This is a genomic window from Nonomuraea sp. NPDC049269, from assembly GCF_043197155.1.
GTDB lineage: Bacteria > Actinomycetota > Actinomycetes > Streptosporangiales > Streptosporangiaceae > Nonomuraea.
This window is the reverse complement of the sequence record NZ_JBICSO010000015.1, coordinates 130,487-154,630: the sequence shown is the minus strand read 5'-3', so window position 1 is coordinate 154,630 and position 24,144 is coordinate 130,487. Positions and strand designations below refer to the sequence as shown.

General features: G+C 69.5%; 23 protein-coding genes. 10 read left to right on the top strand and 13 right to left on the bottom strand.

Going from position 1 to position 24,144, the window contains the following annotated elements; genetic code table 11:
- The first annotated feature begins 33 nt into the window (after window positions 1-33).
- Window positions 34-1,008, top strand: coding sequence for an RDD family protein (locus ACGFNP_RS57685; RefSeq protein WP_393333205.1), 975 nt, complete (start codon window positions 34-36; stop codon window positions 1,006-1,008).
- Here ACGFNP_RS57685 and ACGFNP_RS57680 read toward each other — a convergent pair.
- The gene (locus ACGFNP_RS57680; protein ID WP_393333202.1) at window positions 1,002-2,390 is read right to left on the bottom strand and encodes an LVIVD repeat-containing protein; all 1,389 of its coding nucleotides are present in this window, start codon (window positions 2,388-2,390) and stop codon (window positions 1,002-1,004) included. The two genes, ACGFNP_RS57685 and ACGFNP_RS57680, sit on opposite strands and share 7 nt — an antisense overlap.
- Window positions 2,391-2,416: 26 nt before the next feature.
- A complete protein-coding gene (locus tag ACGFNP_RS57675; protein ID WP_358335760.1) occupies window positions 2,417-2,953 on the bottom strand; it encodes an XRE family transcriptional regulator in 537 nt (178 codons plus the stop codon).
- A gap of 85 nt (window positions 2,954-3,038) precedes the next feature.
- Here ACGFNP_RS57675 and ACGFNP_RS57670 point away from each other — a divergent pair, with 85 nt between their 5' ends.
- Window positions 3,039-4,160 (top strand): aminotransferase class V-fold PLP-dependent enzyme, encoded by a 1,122-nt coding sequence (locus ACGFNP_RS57670; protein ID WP_393333198.1) that lies wholly within the window; start codon window positions 3,039-3,041, stop codon window positions 4,158-4,160.
- A 102-nt stretch (window positions 4,161-4,262) separates the two neighbouring features.
- Here ACGFNP_RS57670 and ACGFNP_RS57665 read toward each other — a convergent pair whose 3' ends face one another.
- Complete coding sequence (locus ACGFNP_RS57665; RefSeq protein WP_393333196.1) at window positions 4,263-5,654, bottom strand: LVIVD repeat-containing protein; 1,392 nt, start codon at window positions 5,652-5,654, stop codon at window positions 4,263-4,265.
- A 174-nt stretch (window positions 5,655-5,828) separates the two neighbouring features.
- On the opposite strand from ACGFNP_RS57665, the gene ACGFNP_RS57660 reads away from it, so the two are divergent.
- Complete coding sequence (locus ACGFNP_RS57660) at window positions 5,829-6,461, top strand: DUF305 domain-containing protein (RefSeq protein WP_393333194.1); 633 nt, start codon at window positions 5,829-5,831, stop codon at window positions 6,459-6,461.
- Here ACGFNP_RS57660 and ACGFNP_RS57655 read toward each other — a convergent pair.
- Window positions 6,458-7,693 (bottom strand): adenosylhomocysteinase, encoded by a 1,236-nt coding sequence (locus ACGFNP_RS57655; RefSeq protein WP_393333191.1) that lies wholly within the window; start codon window positions 7,691-7,693, stop codon window positions 6,458-6,460. The genes ACGFNP_RS57660 and ACGFNP_RS57655 overlap by 4 nt on opposite strands.
- 160 nt (window positions 7,694-7,853) lie before the next feature.
- The gene (ahcY, locus tag ACGFNP_RS57650; protein ID WP_358335749.1) at window positions 7,854-9,281 is read right to left on the bottom strand and encodes an adenosylhomocysteinase; all 1,428 of its coding nucleotides are present in this window, start codon (window positions 9,279-9,281) and stop codon (window positions 7,854-7,856) included.
- A gap of 103 nt (window positions 9,282-9,384) precedes the next feature.
- Between ahcY and ACGFNP_RS57645 the strand changes: the two genes are divergently transcribed.
- From ACGFNP_RS57645 to ACGFNP_RS57635, 3 genes are all read left to right on the top strand, one after another.
- Window positions 9,385-9,744, top strand: a complete 360-nt coding sequence (locus tag ACGFNP_RS57645) for a MerR family DNA-binding transcriptional regulator (protein ID WP_358335746.1) — start codon at window positions 9,385-9,387, stop codon at window positions 9,742-9,744.
- A gap of 11 nt (window positions 9,745-9,755) precedes the next feature.
- On the top strand, window positions 9,756-10,211 hold the full coding sequence (locus ACGFNP_RS57640) for a GerMN domain-containing protein (RefSeq protein WP_358335743.1): 456 nt from the start codon (window positions 9,756-9,758) through the stop codon (window positions 10,209-10,211).
- Between the two features lie 80 nt (window positions 10,212-10,291).
- Complete coding sequence (locus ACGFNP_RS57635) at window positions 10,292-11,089, top strand: SAM-dependent methyltransferase (protein ID WP_358335734.1); 798 nt, start codon at window positions 10,292-10,294, stop codon at window positions 11,087-11,089.
- Window positions 11,090-11,103: 14 nt separating this feature from the next.
- Here ACGFNP_RS57635 and ACGFNP_RS57630 read toward each other — a convergent pair whose 3' ends face one another.
- Window positions 11,104-12,189 (bottom strand): alpha/beta hydrolase, encoded by a 1,086-nt coding sequence (locus ACGFNP_RS57630; RefSeq protein WP_393333184.1) that lies wholly within the window; start codon window positions 12,187-12,189, stop codon window positions 11,104-11,106.
- A gap of 115 nt (window positions 12,190-12,304) precedes the next feature.
- On the opposite strand from ACGFNP_RS57630, the gene ACGFNP_RS57625 reads away from it, so the two are divergent.
- Window positions 12,305-14,029, top strand: a complete 1,725-nt coding sequence (locus tag ACGFNP_RS57625; RefSeq protein WP_393333181.1) for a phosphatidylglycerol lysyltransferase domain-containing protein — start codon at window positions 12,305-12,307, stop codon at window positions 14,027-14,029.
- A gap of 12 nt (window positions 14,030-14,041) precedes the next feature.
- On the opposite strand, the gene ACGFNP_RS57620 is transcribed toward ACGFNP_RS57625, so the two are convergent.
- The 5 genes from ACGFNP_RS57620 to ACGFNP_RS57600 are packed head-to-tail and all read right to left on the bottom strand — an operon-like array spanning window position 14,042 to window position 18,046.
- Window positions 14,042-14,968 carry a cation diffusion facilitator family transporter gene (locus tag ACGFNP_RS57620; protein WP_393333178.1) on the bottom strand — a complete coding sequence of 309 codons (927 nt, stop codon included), beginning with the start codon at window positions 14,966-14,968 and terminating at the stop codon, window positions 14,042-14,044.
- A gap of 51 nt (window positions 14,969-15,019) precedes the next feature.
- A complete protein-coding gene (locus tag ACGFNP_RS57615) occupies window positions 15,020-16,126 on the bottom strand; it encodes an SIS domain-containing protein (RefSeq protein WP_358335722.1) in 1,107 nt (368 codons plus the stop codon).
- A complete protein-coding gene (locus ACGFNP_RS57610) occupies window positions 16,123-16,290 on the bottom strand; it encodes a Trm112 family protein (RefSeq protein ID WP_214633501.1) in 168 nt (55 codons plus the stop codon). Before ACGFNP_RS57610 ends, ACGFNP_RS57615 begins: the two co-directional genes overlap by 4 nt.
- A complete protein-coding gene (locus tag ACGFNP_RS57605) occupies window positions 16,287-17,636 on the bottom strand; it encodes a phosphomannomutase/phosphoglucomutase (protein WP_358335718.1) in 1,350 nt (449 codons plus the stop codon). Before ACGFNP_RS57605 ends, ACGFNP_RS57610 begins: the two co-directional genes overlap by 4 nt.
- 41 nt (window positions 17,637-17,677) lie before the next feature.
- A complete protein-coding gene (locus tag ACGFNP_RS57600) occupies window positions 17,678-18,046 on the bottom strand; it encodes a DUF3499 domain-containing protein (protein WP_214633499.1) in 369 nt (122 codons plus the stop codon).
- A 183-nt stretch (window positions 18,047-18,229) separates the two neighbouring features.
- Between ACGFNP_RS57600 and ACGFNP_RS57595 the strand changes: the two genes are divergently transcribed.
- From ACGFNP_RS57595 to ACGFNP_RS57585, 3 genes are all read left to right on the top strand, one after another.
- Entirely contained in the window at window positions 18,230-18,622 is a 393-nt protein-coding gene (locus tag ACGFNP_RS57595) for a metallopeptidase family protein (RefSeq protein ID WP_214633498.1), read from the top strand.
- A 107-nt stretch (window positions 18,623-18,729) separates the two neighbouring features.
- A complete protein-coding gene (locus ACGFNP_RS57590; protein WP_358335715.1) occupies window positions 18,730-18,879 on the top strand; it encodes a hypothetical protein in 150 nt (49 codons plus the stop codon).
- Complete coding sequence (locus ACGFNP_RS57585; protein WP_358335712.1) at window positions 18,879-20,054, top strand: methyltransferase domain-containing protein; 1,176 nt, start codon at window positions 18,879-18,881, stop codon at window positions 20,052-20,054. The genes ACGFNP_RS57590 and ACGFNP_RS57585 overlap by 1 nt, the downstream gene beginning before the upstream one ends.
- Here ACGFNP_RS57585 and ACGFNP_RS57580 read toward each other — a convergent pair.
- Together ACGFNP_RS57580 and ACGFNP_RS57575 are read right to left on the bottom strand one after the other, a co-directional pair.
- Window positions 20,014-21,321, bottom strand: coding sequence for a DUF5719 family protein (locus ACGFNP_RS57580; RefSeq protein ID WP_393333171.1), 1,308 nt, complete (start codon window positions 21,319-21,321; stop codon window positions 20,014-20,016). The genes ACGFNP_RS57585 and ACGFNP_RS57580 overlap by 41 nt on opposite strands.
- A complete protein-coding gene (locus ACGFNP_RS57575; RefSeq protein WP_393333168.1) occupies window positions 21,321-24,125 on the bottom strand; it encodes a glycosyltransferase in 2,805 nt (934 codons plus the stop codon). Before ACGFNP_RS57575 ends, ACGFNP_RS57580 begins: the two co-directional genes overlap by 1 nt.
- Between the last annotated feature and the right edge of the window lie 19 nt (window positions 24,126-24,144).

Here is a 24,144-nt window from a genome sequence, read left to right as displayed (position 1 = left end):
CATCCATCGGGCCAATGCCGTTAGGCTCCACGTATGTCAGAGGTTGTGACCGGTGACGCCGTCGTCGTCGAGGTACGGGTGGCCCAGATGCCGTCCCGCGCCCTGGCGCTCATCATCGACATGGCGGTCCAGATGACCGTCCTGATCGCCTCATACGTGGTGCTGGAAGCGTTCTTCCTGGTCACCGACATGGCGTTGTTCGCCGCCGTGTCGATCGTGCTGGTCGTGCTGGTGATCGTGGGTTACCCGGTGATCTTCGAGACCCTGAGCAGAGGGCGGAGCCTGGGCAAGCTGGCGCTCGGGTTGCGGGTGGTCAGTGACGACGGGAGCCCCGAACGGTTCAGGCAGGCGTTGTTCCGCGGGCTGGCCGGGCTGGTGGAGTTCTGGATGTTCTCGGGGGCGCCGGCGCTGATCTCCTCACTGATCTCGCAGCGGGGCAAGCGGCTGGGCGACATCTTCGCGGGCACGATCGTGATCTCCGAGCGCGGCCCGCGATCCGCGGGGCACCTCATCGTGATGCCGCCGCAGCTGGCCGCCTGGGCGGCGACGCTGGAGCTCTCGCAGCTGCCCGAGGAGGTGGCGATGGCCGCCCGGCAGTACCTCTCCCGCTGGCACGACCTGTCGCCGCAGATCCAGCACGAGATGGGGACGCGCATCGCGGCTCAGGTGGCGGCGTTCGTCTCGCCCGCCGCGCCGTCCGGGGTGCCGCCGCACGCGTACCTGAGCGCCGTCCTGGCCGAGCGCCGCAGGCGCGACCAGGTACGGCTGGCCCAGCGCAACGGCATGGCGCCACCGGCCTACGGCCGGCCTGGGCCGCCGCGCCAGCAGCAGGGACCGTATCCACCTGCCCAGCAGCAGGGACCGTACCCGCCGCCGATGCCGCCCGCCCAGCCGTACCAGCCGGGTGGGCAGCCGTCTTACCAGCCGCCGTCGTACCAGCCGCAGGCGCCGAGCGCGCCGGAGTCGCCGCCGCAGGCGACTCCGGGTGGGTTCGCGCCGCCTCAGTAGGCGTACTGGGTCTGGGTGTTGAGGACCTTCAGCCGCTTCGCGGCGGCCGGGTCGGTCCGCTGGTCGGTGATGGTCAGCACGTCCAGGCCCCGCTGGATGTCGCTGCTGTAGATGTGGCCGTTGTAGTAGTAGGCCGACCAGGAGCCGCCGAGGTTCTGGGGCTTGAGCGGGCCGCGGTCGAAGTAGCCGATCTCCGCGGGCGCCGACGAGTCGGTGAAGTCCCAGATGGACACTCCGCCCTGGTACCACGCCTGGACCATGATGTCGCGGCCCTTGACCGGGATCAGCGAGCCGTTGTGCGCCACGCAGTTCTCGGCCGGGCTCTGGTTGCGCGGGATCTTGTAGTAGCTCTTGAACGTGAGCCGGCCGTCCACGATGTCGTAGACCGCGTCCGCGCCTCGCTGGGGACCGGTCGCCGCGTTGCAGGTGGCCACGATGCCCCCGCCCAGTTCGTCGGTGAAGACGACCTTGGTGCCGGTGTTGTTGAACGTGGCCGAGTGCCAGAACGCGAAGTTCTCGTCGGTGACCCTGGTCGTGACCTTCGGGTGCTCCCTGTCGGAGATGTCCATCAGCACGCCGTCGCCCATGCAGGCGCCCGCGGCCAGGTCCTTCTCCGGGAACACGGTGATGTCGTGGCAGCCCGTGGTGGGAACGAGCAGGTTCTCCTGCTTCTCGTTGCCGCCGTCGGGGAACAGCACCGGGCGCGAGACCACCTTGGCCGAGGTGGGCTTGCCGAGCGGCACCTTGACGATCGAGATCCGGTCGTGCGGCGGCTTGCAGTCGGGGTACGACCTGCTGGGCCCGTACGACGAGACGTACAGGTAGACGGCCTCGCTCTTCTTGCCCGCCCGCGTCTTGTCCGGCACGAGCGTGTGCGTGTGTGAGCCACAGGCGGTCTCGATGGACTTGATGTACTTGGGCCGCTTCTTGTCGCTGATGTCGAAGATCCGGATGCCCTCCCACGCCGACTTCACGCTGGGCGTCTCGGCCTCGGCCTTGCAGGAGTCGCTGGAGAGCGACTCGTCCACCGACAGGAAGAGCAGGTCGCCCTGGACCGAGACGTCGTTCTGGGCGGCGGGGCAGGTGACCCGGCTGACGACCGCCGGCTTGGCCGGGTTCTTGATGTCGTAGATCGTGAAGCCGTGGTAGTTGCCCTGGTAGGCGTAGTCACCCTGGAAGGCCAGGTCGGTGTCGTAGGCGTCGTCGCCCTTGAACGGCCCCTGCTTCGGGATGCCGCCGACGAGCTTGACGTTGGCGCTGGACTTGACGTCGCCCGACGCGTGGGCCGGGAGCACCTGCAACACCAGCACCGCCGCTCCCGCCAGGATCAGGGCGCGGCCGAATCTGGACACCACGAAGAACCTCCTGAGTTGAATGGGCATGAGGCGCCTCACTATGACAGGAAAAATCAGTAACTAGGAGGCGTAGCGGCAATGATGAACTCGGTGGGTTCCTCGCCCGGATTCAGGTAGCGGTGCGGCAGCGAAGAGTCGAAGTAGCAGCTGTCGCCCTCCTCCAGTTCGTGGTCGAAGCCCGAGACCTCGACGACGAGCCGCCCCCGCAGCACCAGCACGCACTCCTCCGACGGATGCGACCACGGCTCGGCGGCCGACGAGCCGCCGGGCAGCAGGTGTCCCTCCAGGACCTCCAGCCGGCCGCGTCCCGGCGACACGCGCGCGTAGGTGATCCCGTCGGACGGCGATTTGACCCGCACCCGGCTGTCGGCGCGGATCACCGCCACGAGTGCCGGATCCGGCTCCTGGAACAGGCTGAACAGCGGCAGGTCCAACGCCTTGGCGATCTTCCGTAGCGCCTCCAGGCTGGGATCGGCCAGATCGCGCTCGACCTGGCTGATCAACCCCGAGGCCACCCCCGCGGCCGTCGCGAGCTGTGCCACGGTCAGACCACGTTCGGACCGGAGCTCGCGAATTCTGGTGCCAATCATCCGGCGATCCTATCGATGTAACGTGATTGAAGGTTTATTGAATTCAATGAAAGCGGCTGATAGGCGGCCCGAAATGTTACGAATGTTGAATTCCGCCCAATTCCGGGCGGAGTTCCCTTCGCTGGCCGACACCGTGCATCTGGCGAGCTGCAGCCAGGGCGCCCTGTCCGCCCGGCTGGCGTACTCGCTGCAGGAGATCGGCTATTCGCTCCGGGACAAGGGCGCGCCCTGGGGCGCGTGGATGGCCGAGGTCGAGTGGGCGCGCGAGCGGTTCGCCCGGCTCATCAAGGCCGCCCCCGGCGAGGTCGCGGTGCTCTCGTGCGCGTCGGAGGCCGCCTTCCAGGTCGCCTCGTCGCTGGACTGGTCACGTCGGCCCGGCATCGTGACCAACGACCTGGAGTTCCCGTCGATCGCGCACGTCTGGCTGGCCCAGGCCGGACGCGGCGCCCAGGTACGGGTGGCCGCGGACACGGGCGAGAACGTCGAGGCCGGAGCGTACGAGCGGGTCGTGGACGAGAGCGTCAACCTGGTGTCGGTGCCGCTGATCACCTACCGCAACGGTGCCCGCCTGCCCGTCCCGGACGTCGTACGGCTGGCGCACGAGCACGGGGCGCGGGTGTTCGTGGACGCCTATCAGGGGACCGGGGTCATCCCGGTCGACGTGCGCGAGCTCGACTGCGACTACCTGACCTCCGGCTCGCTGAAGTACCTTCTCGGCCTGCCCGGCATCGCGTTCCTGTACGTACGCGACGGGCTGGAACATCAGCGCGACCCGGAGCTCACCGGCTGGTTCGGCCGGGTGAACCCGTTCGCGTTCGACACCCGGCTGCTGGACTTCCCCGGCGACGCGCGGCGCTTCGAGACCGGCACGCCGCCCGTGCCGTCGGCCTACGCGGCCAACGCCGGGTTCGACCTCATCGAGCGGGTGGACCCGCGGGCCGTACAGGATCACGTGTCGGAGCTGGTCGAAGAGCTGGCCGAACGGCTGGCGGCGGCGGGCGAGCGGGTGGCGAGCCCGGCCGGCGCACGCGGGCCGCAGGTGGCGATCGTGGACGACGACCCCGACGCGCTGGCGGCACGGCTGGCCGCACGACGCATCGTGACCGCGCCGCGCGGCCGCCTGCTACGCATGTCCTTCCACTACTACAACGACCGGTCCGACGTGGCGGCGGTCGCCGACGCTATCGCCCTCTGCCGGAAGTCCTGAGACCCCCGCCCACGCCGACACGGCTCCGCCGAGCGGACGGAGGTAGGCGGACGGAGCCGGTACGGCGGCGCCGGGTGGGCGCCGCCGTACCGGGTGGACGGGTCAGTCGTCGTGGCCCCAGCCCCACTCGCGGTAGGACTGCTGGGTCTGGACGTTCAGCTGGTCGGCGTGTACGCGGTCGGCGCCGTTGGTGAGCCGGTCGTTGATCTTGATGACCTCCAGGCCCTGGTGGAAGTCGGAGGCGTAGATGTAGCCGTTGTAGTAGTACGCGGACCACACACCGCCGCCGCTGTTGTCGGCGCGGGGGCCGCGCTCGAAGTAGCCGATCTCCCTGGGTGCCGCCGAGTTGGTGAAGTCCCAGATCGAGACCCCGCCCATGTACCAGGCCTGGACCATGATGTCCTTGCCCTTGACCGGGATCAGCGAGCCGTTGTGCGCCACGCAGTTCTCGCTGTCGGCCTGGTAGCGCGGGATCTTGAAGTAGCTCTTGAACACGAGCTTGCCGTGCGAGATGTCGTAGATCGCGTCCGCGCCGCGGTTAGGACCGGTCGCCTCGTTGCAGGTGGCCGCGCCGCCGCCGCCGAGCTCGTCGGTGAAGACGACCTTCCTGGCGTCGTTGCTGAACGTCGCCGAGTGCCAGAAGGCGAAGTTCGGGTCGGTGGTCCTGGCCGTGACCTTCGGGTTCAGCCGGTCGGAGATGTCGAACAGCACGCCGTCACCCATGCAGGCGCCGGCCGCGATGTCCTTCTCCGCGTACACGGTGATGTCGTGGCAGCCGCTGGTCGGGACGAGCAGCCCGGGCTGGGTCTCGTTGCCGCCGTCGGGGAAGACGACCGGGGTGGCCGCGACGGCCGCGGCGGTCGGGTCCTTGAGCGGGACCTTGACGATCGAGATCTTGTCGTGCGGCGGCTGGCAGTCGGGGAAGGCGGCGTTCGGGTTGTACGACTGGACGTAGATGTAGACGTTCTTCTTCTTGTCCCAGCCCTTGCCCGGTACCAGCGTCAGCGTGTGCGAGCCGCAGTTGGTCTCGACGGACTTGATGTACTTGGGCGCGGCCTTGTCACTGATGTCGAAGATCCGGATGCCTTCCCAGGCCTCCTTGTGGTCCGCCGACAGGGCCGTGCTGTTGCAGGAGTCGTCACTGCGCGAGGAGTCGACGGCGCTGAAGAGCAGGTTGCCGTAGACGGTGACATCCATCTGGCTTCCGGGACAGACCACCGAACTGACCGGCGTGGCCTTCTTCGGGTTCCGGATGTCGTAGATCGAGAAGCCGCCATAGTTGCCCACGTAGGCGTAGTCACCTTGGAAGGCCATGTCGGTGTTGATGGTGGCGGCGATGGGCGCCGGCTTGGGGATGTTCAGCACATGCGTCACGTTCGGGCTGGTCACCACGGTGTCGGGCGGCGGAATGTCGGCGGCCAAGGCCGGCATCGTCGTCAGTCCTAACGCCACAGCGACTCCGGCCGCCAACAGGGTTCTGCGAAGGGTCAGCACCCTCGGGCTCCTTCCGGGTCATAAGGCACACATAAATGACAAAATTCTGACCCGAACTGTCAGCCATGCCTAGCGAGCACTGTGTCAAGAAATCTGCTGACTTGCCCTATTTCCCGGGAGTTGATGGGGCGTCTATAGTGCGACGTCGCGACTCCCCGCGGTCAAGGAGGTCAGGTGCGCAACGCACTAACCGTCGGCACCTGCGCGATCCTGCTCGTCACCGGCTGCTCGGGGGGCACCTCGGCGGCGCCACCCGCCCCGACGGCCGCCGGTACGGCGCCCGTCATCGCTCCCGGACGGCCCGGCGAGGAGGCCAGGACGCTGAACCCGAGCGAGGCCGCCACCGCCGTACCGCCCGAGAAGGCCAACGCGGCCGACATCCGCTACATGCAGAACATGATCATCCACCACCGCCAGGCCCTCGACATGAGCCTGCTGGCGGGCTCGCGGGCGTCGAACGACGGCGTCAAGCGCCTGGCGTCGAGGATCAACCAGGCGCAGGGCTCGGAGATCGCCATGATGACGGACTGGCTGAAGGCCCAGGGCCAGCAGGTGCCCGACCACCACGCCGGCCATGAGGGCATGCCGGGCATGGCCACGCCGGAGCAGCTGGCGAGCCTCGAAGCGGCCAAGGGGGCGGCGTTCGACCGCCTGTTCATCCAGCTGATGACCGCCCATCACCAAGGCGCGATCACCATGTCGACCGAGGTCATCACCAAGGGCTCGCACATACGCGTTCAGGAGATCGCCGAGGACATCTCGGTGAGCCAGGCGGTGGAGATCCGCCGCATGGGGCAGCTGCTCTAGGAGCCGACGCGCCAGGAGTGCAGGTAGTCCTCCTGCTTGCCGGTGAGCGTGTCGATCCCGATCCCGGCGGCGGCCAGCTTGAGCCGGGCCACCTCCTGATCGATCTCCTCGGGCACGTCGTAGACGCCCGGCACCAGCCGCACCCGCTCCTCGGCCAGCCAGGCGACGGCCAATGCCTGGGCCGAGAACGACATGTCCATCACCGCGGCCGGATGCCCCTCGGCGGCGGTCAGATTGACCAGCCGCCCTTCGGCCAGCAACAGCAGCCGCCGCCCGTCCGCCAGCACATATTCATCGGTATTGGGCCGCACGCCGTGATGGATTTCCTCGGCCAGCTCGTCAAGCGCCCGCACGTCGATCTCGATATCGAAATGCCCGGCGTTGGCGAGAATGGCGCCGTCCTTCATGGCGGCCAGATGCTCGCCCCGGATGACGTCCCGATTCCCGGTGACGGTGATGAACAGGTCTCCGGTGATGACGGCCTCCGCCATGGGCCGCACCTCATAACCCTGAAGTGTGGCGTCGAGCGCTTTGACGGCGTCGATCTCGGTGACGACCACCCGCGCCCCCAGCCCCTTGGCCCGCTCGGCGACCCCCCGGCCGCAGTAGCCGAACCCGGCCACCACGACCGTCCGCCCGGCGAGCATGGTGTTGGTGGCCCGCATGATCCCGTCGAGCGTGGACTGCCCGGTGCCGTAGCGGTTGTCGAACATCCGCTTGGTCCGGGTGTCGTTCACGGCCACGACCGGAAATCGCAACGCGCTCTCGGCGGCCATCTGCCGCAACCGAATGATCCCGGTCGTGGTCTCCTCACAACCTCCGGAGACCCCGTCCAGAAGATCGGTCCGCTCGGTGTGCAGGATATTGACGAGATCACACCCGTCATCCAGCACCAGGTCAGGCCCCAGATCAAGCGCCTGATGAATATGCCGGTAATAGGTCGCCCGATCCACCCCGGCCCGCGCATGAACGTCGATCCCATAGTCACGCAATGCCTGGGCGACATCATCCTGAGTGGACAAGGGATTGGAAGCGGCAAGAGCGATCTCAGCTCCCCCGGCCTTCAACGCCCCCATGAGCACAGCGGTCTCAGCGGTGACATGCAGACAAGCAGCGATCTTCAGCCCATCAAGCGGCCGGGAAACAGCGAACCGCTCCCCAATGGCCGTAAGAACGGGCATGGACCGAGCAGCCCAACTGATATGCCGCTCTCCACTCTCGGAAAGATCCATGCCCACCCCACATTTCCCCGAAGAAGACGGCCAAGAAGACGCACGTAACGGCGCCCAGCCCCGCATCACCGGAGGAGCGTTCCCCTGGACAGACGCCAACCCCGTGCGGGGTTGGCGCCCACCGTGCTCTGCCGTAAAGAAAAAGCCGCTTTTCTAAAAATCAGTACCGATAGTGGTCGGACTTGAACGGGCCCTCGACGGGGACGCCGATGTACTCGGCCTGGACCTTGGTCAGCTCGGTGAGCTTCACGCCCAGCGCGTCGAGGTGCAGGCGGGCGACCTTCTCGTCCAGGTGCTTGGGCAGCACGTAGACGCCGATCGGGTACTCGTCCGTCTTCGCGAACAGCTCGATCTGCGCGATCACCTGGTTCGTGAACGAGTTGGACATCACGAAGCTCGGGTGGCCGGTGGCGCAGCCCAGGTTCATCAGCCGGCCCTCGGCCAGGACGATGATCGAGTGGCCGTCGGCGAACACCCACTCGTCCACCTGCGGCTTGATGTTGCGCTTCTCGACGCCGGGCAGCTTGGCCAGGCCGGCCATGTCGATCTCGTTGTCGAAGTGCCCGATGTTGGAGACGATCGCCTGGTGCTTCATCTTCGCCATGTGCGCGGCGGTGATGATGTCGAAGTTGCCCGTCGCGGTGACGAAGATGTCGGCCAGGCCGACGACCTCGTCCAGCGTGGTGACCTGGAAGCCGTCCATGGCCGCCTGGAGTGCGCAGATCGGGTCGATCTCGGTCACGATGACGCGGGCGCCCTGGCCGCGCAGCGCGTCGGCACAGCCCTTGCCGACGTCGCCGTAGCCGCAGACCACGGCCACCTTGCCGCCGATCAGCACGTCGGTGGCGCGGTTGAGGCCGTCGATCACCGAGTGGCGGCAGCCGTACTTGTTGTCGAACTTCGACTTGGTCACCGAGTCGTTGACGTTGATCGCCGGGAACCGCAGCGAACCGGTCTTGTGCATCTCGTACAGGCGGTGCACGCCGGTCGTGGTCTCCTCGGTCACGCCCTTGATGCTGTCGGCGATCGCGGTCCACCGCTTGTCGTCGCCGACCGTGCGGCGGAGCAGGTCGATGACGACGTGCCACTCCTCCGGGTCCTCATCCGTGGCGGACGGGACGGCCCCGGCCTTCTCGTACTCGGCGCCCTTGTGGACGAGCATCGTGGCGTCGCCGCCGTCGTCGAGGATCATGTTGGGGGTCACGCCGCCGGGCCAGGTGAGCGCCTGCTCGGTGCACCACCAGTACTCCTCCAGCGTCTCGCCCTTCCAGGCGAAGACCGGGACGCCCTTGGGGTCGTCGACGGTGCCCTGAGGGCCGACGACGACCGCTGCGGCGGCGTGGTCCTGGGTGGAGAAGATGTTGCAGCTGACCCAGCGGACCTCGGCGCCGAGCGCGACCAGCGTCTCGATGAGGACGGCGGTCTGGATCGTCATGTGCAGGGAGCCCATGATCCGCGCACCGGACAGGGGTCGCGCACTTGCGTATTCACGGCGGATCGCCATGAGGCCGGGCATCTCATGCTCGGCGAGCCGGATCTCCTTGCGGCCGAAGTCGGCAAGTGAAAGGTCGGCGACCTTGAAGTCCATCGGGTTTTCCCCTCGCGTCCACGGTGTTGTCGCGGACGAGTTTAGGCGCCGTTGGAGCAAGGTCGCATCCTGACCACCCGAAAACTGACGTAAGAATGTAAGAATGCGCATCACTGAAGCGGCCAGGCGGCTCGGCATGTCCCCACGAATGCTCCGATACCGGGAGGCTCTGGGCCTTCTGCCGCCCGTCCGGGAGCAGGGCGCGCACCGGCGGTTCGGCCCGGACGAGCTCGCGGCCGTGGCTCAGGGGATCGAGCTGGAGAAGCGGTTCGACATCTCGCCCGCCGAGCTGGCGTTCGCGTTGCGGGTGCTCAGCGACCCCGCCGTGGCGGTCGCCGTACGCGATCTCGGCGTACGGATCGGCCGTATCCAGGCACCGCGCCGGGCCCTGGACTTCGAGAAGGAGAAAGCGCTGCGGCTGCTGCGAACTTCCGCCCCTGGCCAGACGTCCAAATGGTCATGATGGAGCTGCTGATGGCCACCGTACTCGCCCTGTCTCCGGTGCAGCTGGGCGGCGAGGTGAAGGTGTACTTCTCCAAGGGAGACGGCATTCCCGGCAAGGTGGTCGCGGTCACCAGGAAGGCTCCCGATCGGGGCGTCGCCCGGTTCGCGATCGGGCAACTGATCGCGGGCCCGACCAAGGCCGAGCGCGGGAAGGGCCTGCGCTCCGAGCTGACCGGACGGCTCCGCGGCCCGTCCGACTGCGGCGCCGACTTCAAGCTGAAGATCAAGGACGGCACCGCCACACTGCGCTTCTGCCGGACGGTGTGGGGCGCCGGGGTCGGCAGCGACGCGCGGGCCCTGCACACGATCTCCGCCACGTTGAAGCAGTTCAAGTCCGTCAAGAAGGTGATCTCGCTCAACAAGGACGGCCGCTGCCTGTTCGACGAGACGGACGCGGGCACGTCCTGCCTGACCGGCCACGAGTGAACCGGCCACCCACTCCAGCGGACAGGTGATCGACTGCGGGTTACGATCTCCGGCAAAAGCGGCTTCCGTGGAGGTTTCGGGTGACCAAAGAGATCGAGCACCGCATCGACACGTCCGTGCCCCACCCAGCCCGCGTCTACGACTACTGGCTCGGCGGCAAGGACAACTTCGAGGCCGACCGGGTGGTGGCCGAGATGGTGCTCAAGGCCGAGCCGGGGATGATCGAGGCGGTCCGGGAGAACCGCGCCTTCCTCGGCCGGGTGGTGCGCTACCTGGCCGAAGCGGGCATCAGCCAGTTCCTCGACATCGGCACCGGCATCCCCACCCAGGGCAACACGCACGAGGTGGCCCAGTCGGTGAACCCCGCCGCCCGCATCGTCTACGTGGACAACGACCCGATCGTCATGAACCACGCCCGAGCCCTGTTACGCGGCTCCGAGGAGGGGCGCACCACCTACATCGAGGCGGACCTGCTGGAGCCCGAGACGGTCCTCGGCGATCGGAGCGTGCTCGACACACTCGACTTCAGCAAGCCGACAGCCGTGATCATCATCGGCACGCTCATGCACATCAGGAACGAGCTCGACCCGTGGAGCGCGGTCAAGGCCTACTCGGCCGCCGTCTGCCCTGGCAGTTACCTGGCGATCTCCCACACGACCGCTGACTTCGAGCCCGAGGCGATGGCGGCCATGGCGGAGATCTACCGCGACACCCCGACCGGGATGACCCACCGCAGCGGGCCCGAGATCGCGCGCTTCTTCGACGGCTACGCGTTCGTCGAGCCCGGACTGGTCGTCGGCCACCAGTGGCGCCCCGAGGGCGGCGTGCCGAAGAAGGTCTTCGCGGGAGGGTACGGCGTCGTCGGCCGGAAGCTCTGAAGCCCCACGGGACGCTACACGGCGGCGGGCGCGTGGAGCTGCTGGGCGAGCCACGGTAGCGCCTGTGGCAACTCCCTGTTCCAGGTGTTGAAGTTGTGCCCACCGCTGGGCAGGATCAGCGACGACGCCTGCATCGGCGGCTTCACCGCGGCCAGGAACCGCTGTGTCGACTGATAGTTGCCCTCCCCCTTCTTGCTGGTGGTGACCAGCACGTTGACCGGCGGCGCGGGCAGGCCGGCCAGCCGCCACATGAGGTCGTTGCGTTGCTCGACCGTCTTGTCCCCGGCGAACAGGTCTCCGGTGGTCCCGTCGATGATCGTCTTGTAGTAGCCCGAGAGCGACACGGCGGCCGAGAACCTGTCCGGATGGCTCATGGCGATCTTCAGCGCGCAGTAGCCGCCGGTCGAGCCACCCAGTAATCCCCAGTACTCTCGGCCGCTCCCCACCCGGTACGAGTCGATCATGTCCTGCCGCACGTCAGTGGCGAAGTACGCCTGCGACTGCGGCCCGCGCGGCACATCGACGCACTCGGTGTCGCGCGGCAGCACCACGCTGGGCCGCATCATCACCAGGATCGTCGGCTTGACCTGGTGCTCGGCGATCGCTTTGGCCATCCGGCCCGGCAGGTCGAGCCGGGTCATGAGGTTGCGCGGGTCGCCCGGATAGCCGGTCAGCGACAGGATCGCGGGAAAGCGCTGGTGCTTGTCCGTGAAGTAGGCCGAGGGCAGGAAGATGTACGCCTCCTCACTGAGGTGCGTGGTCGGCCCCGGCATGATCACCTGCTCGATCCGGCCGCCCCGTACGGCATGCTGGGTCAGCACCCGGATCCCCGCGCCGACGCCCGCGACCGTGATGGGCGCGGTGGCCGTGTCGGTGCCGAGCAGGTCGGGCCACGAGCTGTAGAAGCCGAAGTACGAGTTCCCGATCAGGCCGAGCGCCGTCAGCGTGAGCACCTGGTCGCCCACGAGCACACCCACCCTGCCCAGGACGGCCGGCCAGCTGCGGCCGCTCAGCCGCGGCCACAGCCAGACGGTCGCGACCAGCGCCGCCACCGCGAGCCCGGCCACCAGGAGTTGCAGTTTTACCGAGGTCAGTTCCATCTCGCCTCCACGACAGGGATACTCCGCGAAGCGTAAGAAGCGGGTTAACGCACGCTCCGCGCACCCCTCAGGACTTAACGCGGGCGTTATAGAGGGCTGCGTTTAATATCGAACTGTGAAGAGGATCGCGCGCCCGTGGGTGCCGGCCGTCACAGGCTACGCGTCTCTGATGATCGGCCTGCTCGACATCATCAAGGTCGTGGCGCCGGGGTTCGGTCAGACACGGATGGGCCAGTGGTCCGACCTGCTGCCCGGCATCGTCACCACGGTCGCGCGGGCGTCGTCGCTGGTCGTCGGCATCCTGCTGGTGATGCTGGCGCACGGCCTGCGCCGCAGGAAGGCGCGGGCCTGGCGGGCGATGGTGGTGCTGCTGCCGGTGAGCGCGGCCGTGGAGCTCATCCATCTGCGTCACCTGTTCACGGGCGGGCTGAGTCTGGCCGTCTGCGTGGCGCTGCTGCTGAACAAGCGCGAGTTCGCCGCCCTGTCCGACCCCCGCACCCGCTGGCGGCCGCTGTGGAACCTGCTCGGCCTCGGCACCCTCGACCTGGTCCTCGGCTTCCTGCTGGTCAGCACCCACCCGATGGCCACCGTCGGCCACCCGAGCGTGCTCGACAGGCTGGAGCACGTGGTGCTCGGCCTCGTCGGCATCGAGGGGCCGGTCACCTACTCCGTCGAGCGCATCTCGGACCTGGTCTACTTCTCGCTGCTCGCGCTCGGCACGCTGACCGTGGTCAGCACTCTGTACCTCCTGCTGCGCCCGGAACGCCCGATCTCCGAGCTCACCGAAGACGACGAGCAGCGGCTGCGCGAGCTGCTCGACAGGCACGGACGGCGCGACTCGCTCGGCTACTTCGCGCTCCGCCGCGACAAGAGCGTGCTCTTCTCCCCCTCGGGCAAGGCGGCGATCGCCTACCGGGTCGTCTCGGGCGTCATGCTGGCGAGCGGCGACCCGATCGGCGACCGCGAGGCGTGGCCGGCGGCGATCGACAGGTTCATGACCGAGGCCAGGCGGCACGCCTGGGTGCCCGCGGTCATCGGCTGCGGCGAGACCGGCGGCGAGGTGTGGACGCGCAGGACCGGGATGTCGGCGCTGGAGCTCGGCGACGAGGCGGTGGTCGAGGTCGCCGGCTTCACGCTGGAGGGCCGGGCCATGCGCAACGTCCGCCAGATGGCCAACAGGGTCGAGCGCGCGGGCTACACCTGCCGCGTACGACGGGTCGCCGACCTGTCCGAGACCGAGAAGGAACGGATCAAGCAGGCCGCCGTCTCCTGGCGTGGCACCGAGACCGAACGCGGCTTCTCCATGGCGCTCGGCCGCTTCGGCGACCCCGCCGACGCGGAGTGCGTGGTGGCCACCGCGCACAAGGAGGGCGAGATCAGGGCCGTGCTGCACTTCGTGCCGTGGGGGCCGCACGGCATCTCACTCGACCTGATGCGCAGGGACCGCGACGCCGAGCCGGGGCTGAACGAGCTGCTGATCGTCAAGACCCTCCAGGCCGCGCCCGCGATGGGGATCGAGCAGGTCTCGCTGAACTTCGCGATGTTCCGGGCGGTGCTGGCCAGGGGCGAGCGGCTCGGCGCCGGGCCGGTGCTGCGGGCGTGGCGCGGGCTGCTGGTGTTCCTGTCGCACTGGTTCCAGATCGAGTCGCTGTACCGGTTCAACGCGAAGTTCCGGCCGATCTGGGAGCCGCGGTTCGTGGTCTATCCCAACGCCCGTGATCTGCCGCGGATCGGGGTGTCGGCGCTGCAGGCCGAGGCGTTCATCAAGCTCGGCCTGCCCTCCCCCGGTCGCCGCGCCTTCCGCCTCATCCGGCGCGACGCGGCCCACCTCGTCTCGTAAGAGCCCGATTCCTCAGGCGGTCGGCGTGTGCGAGCGGTCCAGGTCCGGCTCCAGGTAGATGACCCGCGCGATCGGTACGGCCTCGCGGATCCGCCGCTCGGCCTCGTCGATGCCCCTGGCGACCTCGGCGGCCGAGTCGTCGTGCGAGACCGCGATCTTGGCCGCCACCAGCAGCTCTTCCGGCCCGAGGTGCATCGTGCGCATGTGGATCACCCGGTCGACCTCCGGCGCGCTCTCCAGCGCGGTCCGGATCTGCTGCTCCATCTCGGGCGAGGCGCCCTCACCCACCAGCAGCGACTTGGTCTCGATGGCCAGCACGACCGCGATCACGGCCAGCAGCAGGCCGATCATCAGCGTGCCGATGCCGTCCCACACGCCGTCGCCGGTGATGACCGCCATCGCCACACCGAACAGCGCGAAGATCAGGCCGAGCAGCGCGCCGAGGTCCTCCAGCAGGATGACCGGCAGCTCGGGCGACTTGGACCGGCGGATGAACGTGACCCACGACTGCTTGCCACGCAGCGGGTTGGACTCCATGATCGCCGTGCGGAACGAGAAACTCTCCGCGATGATCGCGAAGATCAGCACCGCGAACGCCCAGATCGGCGACTCCACGTCGTGCGGATGCACGATCTTGGTGACACCCTCGTACAGCGAGAACGCCGCGCCGATCGTGAACAGCACCACGGCCACCACGAACGCGTAGAAGTAGCGCTCGCGGCCATAGCCGAACGGATGCGCCTTGTCCCTCTCCCGCTGCGCCCGCCTGCCGCCGATCAGCAGGAGCAACTGGTTGCCCGAGTCGGCGACGGAGTGGATGCCTTCGGCGAGCATCGAAGACGACCCGGTGAAGAAGGCGGCCACGAACTTCGACACGGCGATCGCCAGATTGGCGGTCAACGCCGCAATGATCGCCTTGTTACCGCCACTCGCGCTCACCGGAAAACTCCACTCATCATGATCATGTAGTCAAAGGCCCGAAATGGGATCCTATTGCGAAATTCTGGCCTTAAGCTCCGTGATCGCCGACACAGGGGTCGGATCGACTCCATACCCGAGGGCCAGATAGGTGGCCGCATAGTCGCCCAGGCCGATCAGCGAGGCGACCCGCTCCAGCGGGTGCGAGCCTTCCGCGGACAGCTCGGTGACGGGTACGTCGCGGTCGTGCGCCAGCCGTACGGACGCCTCGCGGCGGCGTGACACCCGCGGGTCCTCTTCGACGTCGCGCAGCATCACCAGCCTGAGCGTGTGGCCGGCGTCGTCGGCGAAGATGTCGCGCCTGGCCAGCGGCCCGTCGAAGGCGGCCACCTGGTTGTGGCCGGCCTCGGGCAGCTCACCGAAGATCGCCGGGTATTTGGCGTTCGTGTTGAGCTGGCAGGCCAGCCGGTAGCCGGCGACCGCGGTGACGGAGGACGAGCCCCAGATCATCGGCACGCTCTCGGCCAGCTCCATGGCCAGCGTCTTGCCCGGGTTGACGAACGACTCGCTGGACGGCCGGCACCGGTGCGCGATGTCCTCCAGCATCGCGGCCACCCGTTCGTACAGCTCCTCGTCGGCCTTGATCAGGCCGAGTGCCGCGGCGGACACGATCAGCGGGATCGTCAGCAGCCAGACGTTGGCGCGGGGCTGCCCGGTCGCCGGCACCGGCACGTAGACGGCGGACGCCTGCCTGGCGATCGACTCCAGGGGCGAGCCGGCGCTGCCGACCGCGATCAGCGAGCAGCCGCGCCGCACGGCCTCCAGGGCCGCCGACAGCGTCTCCTCGGTATGACCCGAGCACGACACCGCGATGACCAGATCGGTGGCGCCCACCCAGCCGGGCAACTGGTGGGAGCGCAGGGTCACGACGGGCAGCGGGGAGCCGCGGCCGCAGACCGCAGCGAGGACGTCGCCCGCGACGGCGGAGGCCCCCATGCCCACGACCACGACCGCGCGCGGCCGGACCCGAGAGGTCAGCCGGTCGACGCCCGCCTCGACCGAGGCCCGGTAGGCGATGCGCACCTGGGCGGCCGAGGCCGCCACCGCGACCAGCATGCCGCCCGGATCACCCTCAGCGAGATGCCCCTGGTCATCGAGCCGCTCGGGCTCCCAGGTCACGGCTTCCTGGCCTCGTCGACGAGCAGAACGGGAATGTCATCCCTGACCGGGTAGATCAGGCCGCACCCCGTACAGACCAGCTCCTCGGTCTCGCTCTCCGCGCGCAGCGGTGACTTGCACGCCGGGCAGGCCAGGATCTCCAGCAGCCAGTCGTCGATCTTCACACTGACACCCCTCTAACCATGGCGAGGACCTCGTCCCGTATCGCCGTCATCTTGCTCTCGTCAGCCGCCTCGGCGTTGAGCCGCAGCAGCGGCTCGGTGTTGGAGGCGCGCAGGTTGAACCACCAGCCGGAGCCGGTCACGGTCAGGCCGTCGAGCTCGTCGACGGTGCCCCTGGGGCCGAACTCCCGGCGTACGCGCCGAAGGGCCGCGTCCTGGTCGGCGACCGTGCTGTTGATCTCGCCCGAGGCGTGGTAGCGCGCGTAGGCGCCGATCAGCTCCGACAGCGGGCCGTCCTGCTCGCCGAGGGCGGCCAGCACGTGCATCGCGGCGAGCATGCCGGAGTCGGCGAACCAGAAGTCGCGGAAGTAGTAGTGGGCCGAGTGCTCGCCGCCGAACACCGCGCCCGTGCGGGCCATCTCGGCCTTGATGAACGAGTGACCGACGCGGGTGCGCACCGGCTCGCCGCCGTGCTCACGGACGATCTCCGGCACGCCGGCCGACGTGATCAAATTGTGGATGATCGTCGCGCCGGGATATTTGCCCAGCTCGCGTACGGCCACCAGCGCGGTGACGGCCGACGGCGAGACGGACTCGCCACGCTCGTCGATCACCCAGCACCGGTCGGCGTCGCCGTCGAAGGCCAGCCCGAGGTCGGCGCCCGTCTCGCGGACGGCGCGCTGCAGATCGAGCAGGTTGGCGGGCTCCAGCGGGTTGGCCTCGTGGTTGGGGAAGGAGCCGTCGAGCTCGAAGTAGAGCGGGACCAGGTCGATGGGCAGGCCCGCGAAGACGGCGGGGACGGTGTGACCGCCCATGCCGTTGCCCGCGTCGGCGACGACCTTCAACGGCCGCACGCCCGACAGGTCGACCAGCGTGCGCAGGTGGTCGGCGTAGCCCTGCAACAGGTCCTTCTCGATCAGCGACCCGGTCGGCGGGGCCGTGCTGCCGACCAGCTCGGCCGCGCGGTCACGGATCTCGGCGAGACCACTGTCGCCGCCGATCGGCACCGCGCCCGCGCGGCACATCTTCATGCCGTTGTAGCGGGCCGGGTTGTGGCTGGCGGTGAACATCACACCGGGCAGCCCGAGGCTGCCGCTGGCGTAGTAGAGCAGATCGGTGGAGCCCAGCCCGGCGTGCACCACATCGGCGCCGCGCGAGCGCGCACCGCGCACGAACGCGGCCGACAACGGCACGGAGGACTCTCGCATGTCATGCGCGACCACGGCCGATCGGGCCCCGGTCACCTCGACGAAGGCCGCCCCCACGGCCTCGGCGGTCTGCTCGTCCAGCTCGTCAGGCACTACGCCGCGAACGTCGTACGCCTTGAAGATCTTGGCGAGGTCGCCCACTCTCCAGCTCCGCCCTTAGGTCGTCACGTGTACGAACGAGCCTACCGGTCGCGATGTTGCTGGGCGGACCGCAGAACGCGCAGGTGCCCCCTACGCCCGACTTCGACCCCTTGGCCGACCGGTTCGCCCCCGCCGGACGGCGCGGGCCTGGCGGCCTCCCTGACGGCGTTGGCGAGCGCCTCGAGGTCGTCCGAGCTGGGCGACGTGCCGTCCGTGGGCAACCGCACCACCTCCCAGCCGCGGGGAGCGGTCAGCCGCTCGGCGTGTTCGGCGCACAGGTCGTAACAGTGTGGCTCGGCGTACGTCGCCAGAGGGCCCAGAACTGCGGTCGAGTCGGCGTATACGTACGTGAGCGTGAAGACTGCAGGCTGGCTGCAAGCGGTGCGGGAACAGCGGCGGACGGGGCTCACGGAGGGACCGTATCTGGTAAGAGTGCGAGGCGCCACTATCTGAGCGCTCTTAACGAGCGTGTCGCCACAATTCGGACACCTGTCGCAGGCTTTCTCCCCACATGCCCCGAAGCCGCCTCCCCGTACACTTGCCGTGTGAACCAACGGCGTGGCCCCAGACGGCGTGACCGGCACGGTCGCGGCATGCGCGGCCCCCTCGCCCCTTCCCACGTGCCGATCGCCAGATCGCGTAGCGAACGGTTCGACGACCTGGTGCTCGACGCGGTCGACCGGCTCCGGCCGCAGTGGGGCAAGCAGCTGGCGGCGGTGGAGTTCGCGGTCGAGGAGGTGCCGCCGCTGAGTGAGCTCGGCGACGGGCCCAGCACCGGCTCCGAGCCGATCCCCTTCGGGCGGGCCGACGTCGCGCGCGGCCAGGACCCGGCCGCGGTGGTCGTCTATCGGCGGCCGCTCGAAGCCCGCGCCCGCGACCGCGACACGCTGGGGGCGCTGGTGCACGACACGGTGGTCGAGCAGGTGGCCACGCTCCTCGGCCTGTCACCGGAGACCGTCGACCCGGGCTACGACGACCGCCGCTGACCACGAAGATCGGCTTGTCGGGCGAAAGTTTGACACTCGCTTGCCTGGTTGCAGAGAGTAGCCATACGATTACCGTGAGTGTTCATTCGATGTGAAGGAGAGCATCCATGGGCAGACACGAGAAGCCCGACAGCCCGAAGGCCGTGGACCTCGATCCGAAATCCACCGCGGCCCGGGGATCCGGATCCAATGAGGACCACAACCACACCGCCAAAGGCGCGCACAGCGCCGACCCGAAGAAGGGTGGCAAGAAGTAGTGGACGACACGGCGCAGGGGATCGAGCGCCTGATCGAGCACCTCGACGAGTTCGACGACATCGGACCACGCGCCAAAGAGGCGATCCGCGCGGTGCCCCGTCACCTGTTCATCCCTACGGTCGGGCTCCCTGTACCGACCAGCCCCGACAGCGCGTACATCATCGACCGCGACGCCGACCCCGACGCCTGGTGGGACGCGGTCTACTCGCCTCACTCCATCGTCACCCAGCTCGACGATGGAGCCACCGACCTCAGAGCCATAGAAGGCGGCTACTCCTCCTCGGCCTCAGCGCCGAGCACCGTCGCCTACCTGCTCCACATCCTGGACACCGTGCCAGGCCGCCGGGTGCTGGAGATCGGCACGGGCACCGGCTGGACCGCCGCCCTGCTGTCCTATCTCGTCGGCGAGGAGAACGTGACCTCGATCGACATCGATCCTGTGGTGGCGGAGCAGGCGGCCAAGAACCTGAGCGAGGCCGGCGTGCACCCGCACCTGATCGTCGGCGACGGCGCGGCCGGCTGTCCGGAGCGGGCGCCGTTCGATCGGGTTCACGTCACCTGTGGCATCCGCACGGTGCCATACGCCTGGGTGGAGCAGTGCCGCCCTGGTGGGGAGATCGTGCTGCCCTACTGCCCCGGGTTCGGCCACAACCACGCCCTGCGGCTCGTTGTCGCGCCGGACGGCACCGCCTACGGCTTCTTCCCCGGCTTCGCCTCGTACATGATGATGCGCTCCCAGCGTCCCGTCGAGGACCGCCCGGCGCGAGGGCCGGAGGACAGCCACCACCTCACCACGCGCGTCGACCCCCGCACGATCGCCTACGCTCCGCCCGGATCGGACCTCGCCATCTCGGCACTGACCGGCCTGACCTCGAACGGCAGCGCGGAACCGGACGAGGACGGTGAGATGTACCGGCTGTGGGTGTCCGACCCCTCCAGCTCATACTCCTGGGCTGTGGCGGAGTGGCGGCCCAACACCGAGGAGTACGAGGTCTACCAGGTCGGCGACCGGCCCCTGTGGGACGAGGTCACCGACGCCTACTTCCGCTGGGTGAGCTGGGGCGAGCCCGATCGCGACCGGTTCGGCATGAAGGTCACTCCTGACGGCCAGCAGATATGCCTGGACGGCACCCCTATCGGGGAGCCACAACGGTTGGTGTGTCCGTCAGCTTAGGGAGCAGAGTCCAGGTCCGGGCGGGTGCCAACGGTTGGTCGGTGATCAGCAGCCCGCTCTTCAGCCGCTCCTCCGTCACCCGCCCCCCGTACACCTCCCCCGAAACCGGGGTGACCACCACCCCGAACTCCCCCTTGCCCTTGAGCGGCACGTTCCTGGTTCGCCCGGCGGGCACGTCCACCACGAACGGCTGCCCGGCCGGGCCGCGGTTCGGCACGATCCGCACGCTGACCCGGCCCGCCGCCCCCGGCGCCGTGAGGACCAGCCGGGACCCCGCGCCGTTGGCCGCCACCGCACTGCCCAGGTCGAGCGACGGGGTCCCGGCCGTGAACGCCACATCCGGTTTGTCACCCGTGCCCGTGACGACGACGCCGGCCACGACGGGCGTCCGCGACGTCAGCACGAGCGCCGCCGCCTCCCCGCCGATGCCGGTGGTCACGTCGAGCGCGGCCACGCTGCCCGCGGGGACGTCGAGGGACTCGCGGCCCTTCATCGCGTACGCGGCGTCCTCGGTCACCGCCTGGATGGCCACGGTCGCGTCGGCGTCGCCCGGAGCGGCGACCAGCAGTTGCCGGGTGCCGCCTCCGCCGGGTATGCCGGGGACCACGACGCGGGTCGACGGCGGTACGGCGGCCGGGAGCCAGTCGACGCCGTTCCCGCCGAGCGAGGCCTGCGCGGCGACCGCGAGCCGGCCGGTGAGGACGGTGACGCCGACGGCCATCACGTTCGCCGAGGGTGCGAGCGTCTTGAGGTCGATCGCGCTGTAGCCGCCCGGTGGGATCTCCAGGCCCTGGCCCTTGTCGGCGGAGACCGCGCCCTCCGCCGCGTAGATCTGGACGTCGGCCAGGGCGGGCGCCCGGTCGGCGTTCATGAGGTGCAGCGTGACGTCGGCCTCCGCGGGGCCTGGGCCGACGAGCCAGGTCGTGGCTCCCGGCACGGCGCAGCGCACCCCGGCGAGCCCGCGCCGGGTGCCCTTGGCGACCCGCGTGGTGTATCCGGCCTCCAGCCCGCCCGAGCCGTTCACCACGTACGGCTTGGCGTCCTTCATGGGCTCGTGGGACAGGGTGTCCGGCAGGTAGACGCTCACCCGCTCACCCTTGGTCGCCGGGCAGACGGCGGTCACCGACTCCACGGCCACCTTGCGCGGCCCCTCGGCCTTGGGCGGTGCCGGGGCCGGCCGGGTCACGTACGCGACGCCGTACAGTGCGCCGAGAGCGACGACCACCAGCAGGAACAGCCCGAACCTGTTCTCCACGAACGCCTTCATCAGACACTCACCAGGGCGGCCGGGGCGGGCGCCTCGACGCGTTCGGCGGTGGGCTCGCGTCTGCCCGGAGCGGCCAGCACCGCCACGAGCAGCACCAGCGCGGCCTGCGTCCAGAGCCAGGGGCGGTGCAGGGCGCTCTCCGGTTGCGCGGGCACGTGGGCCACCGGCTCCAGGAGCCGCCACAGCCCGCCCGCGTCCGACAGGTTCACGCGTTCCAGCGACGGTTCCGAGTCGAGGGCCTTGACCAGTTCGGGCGCGACGGGCGGCGCCAACGCGACCATCGCCACGCCGTTCCGCGCGAGCGTGGCCGCGTCCTTGCCGCCGCGCCCGCCGGCCAGCCCTTCGGCCGCGGTGGCCACCAGGGCGCGGGTCTTCGACGCGACGGGCAGCTCCGCCTCGCCGATCAACGGGGTACGGCCGTGCAGCACGGTGAAGCCGGAGCCCCTGATCACCAGGGTGCGCTCGCCGTGCTGGGACTTGAGCGCAGCCATGGCGGGCATGACGTCGGCCGCGCTGCCCTGGAGCGGCCCCGGCACACCCTGGGCGACCCAGTACCCGGCCGCGAGCACCGGCGTGCTGAACGCGACCGCCACGACCAGCGTGGCGCCCAGCCGGCGCGGCCCGCCCGCGGCCCGCGACTCGGCCAGCCGGTGCGCGGTCAGCCCCACGAGCACGAGCAGCCCGGTGGCGGCGAACGCCAGCGGCACCCCCGGCCAGGCCCGTGCCCCCTCGACGGTGACGCGGCTGGCCAGGATCGCGACCAGCACCCCGTACACCGCGACGCCCCACCCGATCGCGACGATCATCCGCTGCGCCCGCATGAGCAGCGCGGCCAGCGCGGCGGCGACCAGCCCGCCGGTCACCCAGAACGGCGGCAGCCCGGGACCCCCAGGACTGAAGGCCAGCAGCGACTCGGGAGCCAGCCCCTGGTCGGACAGCGCGGCGTCGTGCAGCCCGGCTTCGAGCAGCAGGCGGCCCGGGTCGAGCACCAGACCGGCCAGCCAGGGGAACAGCAGAGCCACGGGGACGGTCAGGGCGATGGCCATCGAGGTCACCACGTCCCGCCGTACCCCGCCATAGGCCACGGCGGCGAGCACGCCGAGCACCGCGAACAGCGGGTAGACCAGCGGCACGAACGCCGTGCCCACCGCGAGCAGCAGGCCGAGGCCCCAGCCCGCGCGGCGGGCGCGGCGGCGCTCGCCGGACAGGAGGTTCGTGGCGAGCGCGGCGTAGACCGGCAGCAGCACGAAGACCACCGCCGTGCCGAGTCGGCCGGCCGCGATCGCGCCCGTCGCGACCGGCAGCAGCGCGTACGTGGCGGCCAGCCAGACCCGGGCGGGCACCTCGGGGATGATGCGGCGGGTCGCCAGGTAGGCGGAGGTCCCGCCCAGCGGCACCGAGCCGAGCAGCAGCACGGAGACGGCCAGCCAGGTCTTGCCGAACGCCAGCGTGGACAGGGCGGCGACCACCGCGACGTACGGCGGCGCCCAGTCCGTCGAACCGAGGCCGATGTCGTGGAAGCCCTCGGTGTAGAAGCGCCACAGGTCGGCCGCGTCACCGGTGACGGGGACCAGCGCGCCGCCGCCGAGCCGGTCGCCGCCCAGCAGGGAGCGTTCGGCCACCAGCGTGACGAGGGTGAGCGCGGCGACGAGCAGCACGCCCGGGCGTCCGAGGAACCGTCTGACGGCACCGGTGTCGGACGGCATCACCTCGGCGTCCTCGTCGCCGGCGGCGTAGTGGTGGCGTCCTTCCGAGCCGACGGGTCCCTCTCCGGCGAGGAAGCTCTGGACCATGTCGACCAGCCGCCGGTAGGCCGCGCCTCGCGGCGTCAGCAACCGCTTAATCCGGATATATCCCTTTTTGCGGCCATGGCGGCGGGCGCGGCGGGCCTTGAGCAGCCGGATCGGGTGGATCAGGATCGAGCCGAGCGCGACCATCTCGTCCAGCGCGTTGGCGGGCTGCTTGCCGACGACATAGAGCAGCGTGCGGAAGAACGAGCCGAAGACGTTCCGGATCAGCGCTCCCAGCAGCGCGCGGAACGGCAGGTTCGCCATGACGACGAAGATCGCGTTCCGCCGGTCGAGCCTGCGCGGATGATCACCGCTGACCGTGATGGGCCGCCGTCTGCGGGTCGCCGCCTCGGCGTGCCAGGCGATCGCCGTGGTGACGACCAGCACCCGGTGCCCGGCGTTGCGCACCCGCCAGCAGAGGTCGAGGTCGTCGCGGAAGAGGGGGAAGAACGGGTCCAGACCGCCGACCTCGTCCCACACCTCGCGGCGGATCAGCATGCCCGCCGTGGAGACCGACAGCGCCTCGCGGGTGCCGTCGTGCTGTCCCTGGTCCAACTCCCGGGGCTCCAGGCCGGTGTCCCTGCGCCCGGTGCGGTCGACGGTCACGCCGACTTCGAGCAGCCGCCTGCGGTCCAGCCAGTCGCGGAGTTTCGGCCCGAGCCCCGCCGCTTTTGGGCTGTGCTGAGCCTCGTGCAGCAGCATTTCGAGCGCGCGGTGATCAGGGGCGCAGTCGTCGTGGAGCAGCCAGATCCACTCGTCCTGGCCGCTGCCGGGTAACTTGCCGAGCACCTCGGCGACCGCCTCGCCGAACCCGGTGGAGCGGGGCAGTTTCAGTACGTTTCCGGAGCCGAGCGCCTTGACCAGCACGTCGGCCGAGCCGTCCCTGCTGCCGTTGTCGGCGCCGACCAGCCGATCCGGTCTGCGGCTCTGGCCCAGCACCGCCTGCAGGGTCTCCCCGAGCCAGCGCCCGCCGTCGTGGGCGACGACGATCGCGGTGACGAAGTGACGGCGCATCGGGCGTGACTCCTGGGGA

What these genes read in the sequence shown, in the direction of transcription:
- ACGFNP_RS57685 (WP_393333205.1), top strand. Translation starts at nt 34, where the DNA reads ATGTCAGAGGTTGTGACCGGTGACGCCGTCGTCGTCGAGGTACGGGTG.
- ACGFNP_RS57680 (WP_393333202.1), bottom strand. Translation starts at nt 2,390, where the DNA reads ATGCCCATTCAACTCAGGAGGTTCTTCGTGGTGTCCAGATTCGGCCGC.
- ACGFNP_RS57675 (WP_358335760.1), bottom strand. Translation starts at nt 2,953, where the DNA reads ATGATTGGCACCAGAATTCGCGAGCTCCGGTCCGAACGTGGTCTGACC.
- ACGFNP_RS57655 (WP_393333191.1), bottom strand. Translation starts at nt 7,693, where the DNA reads ATGGATCTTTCCGAGAGTGGAGAGCGGCATATCAGTTGGGCTGCTCGG.
- ahcY (WP_358335749.1), bottom strand. Translation starts at nt 9,281, where the DNA reads ATGGACTTCAAGGTCGCCGACCTTTCACTTGCCGACTTCGGCCGCAAG.
- ACGFNP_RS57645 (WP_358335746.1), top strand. Translation starts at nt 9,385, where the DNA reads ATGCGCATCACTGAAGCGGCCAGGCGGCTCGGCATGTCCCCACGAATG.
- ACGFNP_RS57640 (WP_358335743.1), top strand. Translation starts at nt 9,756, where the DNA reads ATGGCCACCGTACTCGCCCTGTCTCCGGTGCAGCTGGGCGGCGAGGTG.
- ACGFNP_RS57630 (WP_393333184.1), bottom strand. Translation starts at nt 12,189, where the DNA reads ATGGAACTGACCTCGGTAAAACTGCAACTCCTGGTGGCCGGGCTCGCG.
- ACGFNP_RS57595 (WP_214633498.1), top strand. Translation starts at nt 18,230, where the DNA reads ATGCGCGGCCCCCTCGCCCCTTCCCACGTGCCGATCGCCAGATCGCGT.
- ACGFNP_RS57590 (WP_358335715.1), top strand. Translation starts at nt 18,730, where the DNA reads ATGGGCAGACACGAGAAGCCCGACAGCCCGAAGGCCGTGGACCTCGAT.
- ACGFNP_RS57580 (WP_393333171.1), bottom strand. Translation starts at nt 21,321, where the DNA reads ATGAAGGCGTTCGTGGAGAACAGGTTCGGGCTGTTCCTGCTGGTGGTC.
- ACGFNP_RS57575 (WP_393333168.1), bottom strand. Translation starts at nt 24,125, where the DNA reads ATGCGCCGTCACTTCGTCACCGCGATCGTCGTCGCCCACGACGGCGGG.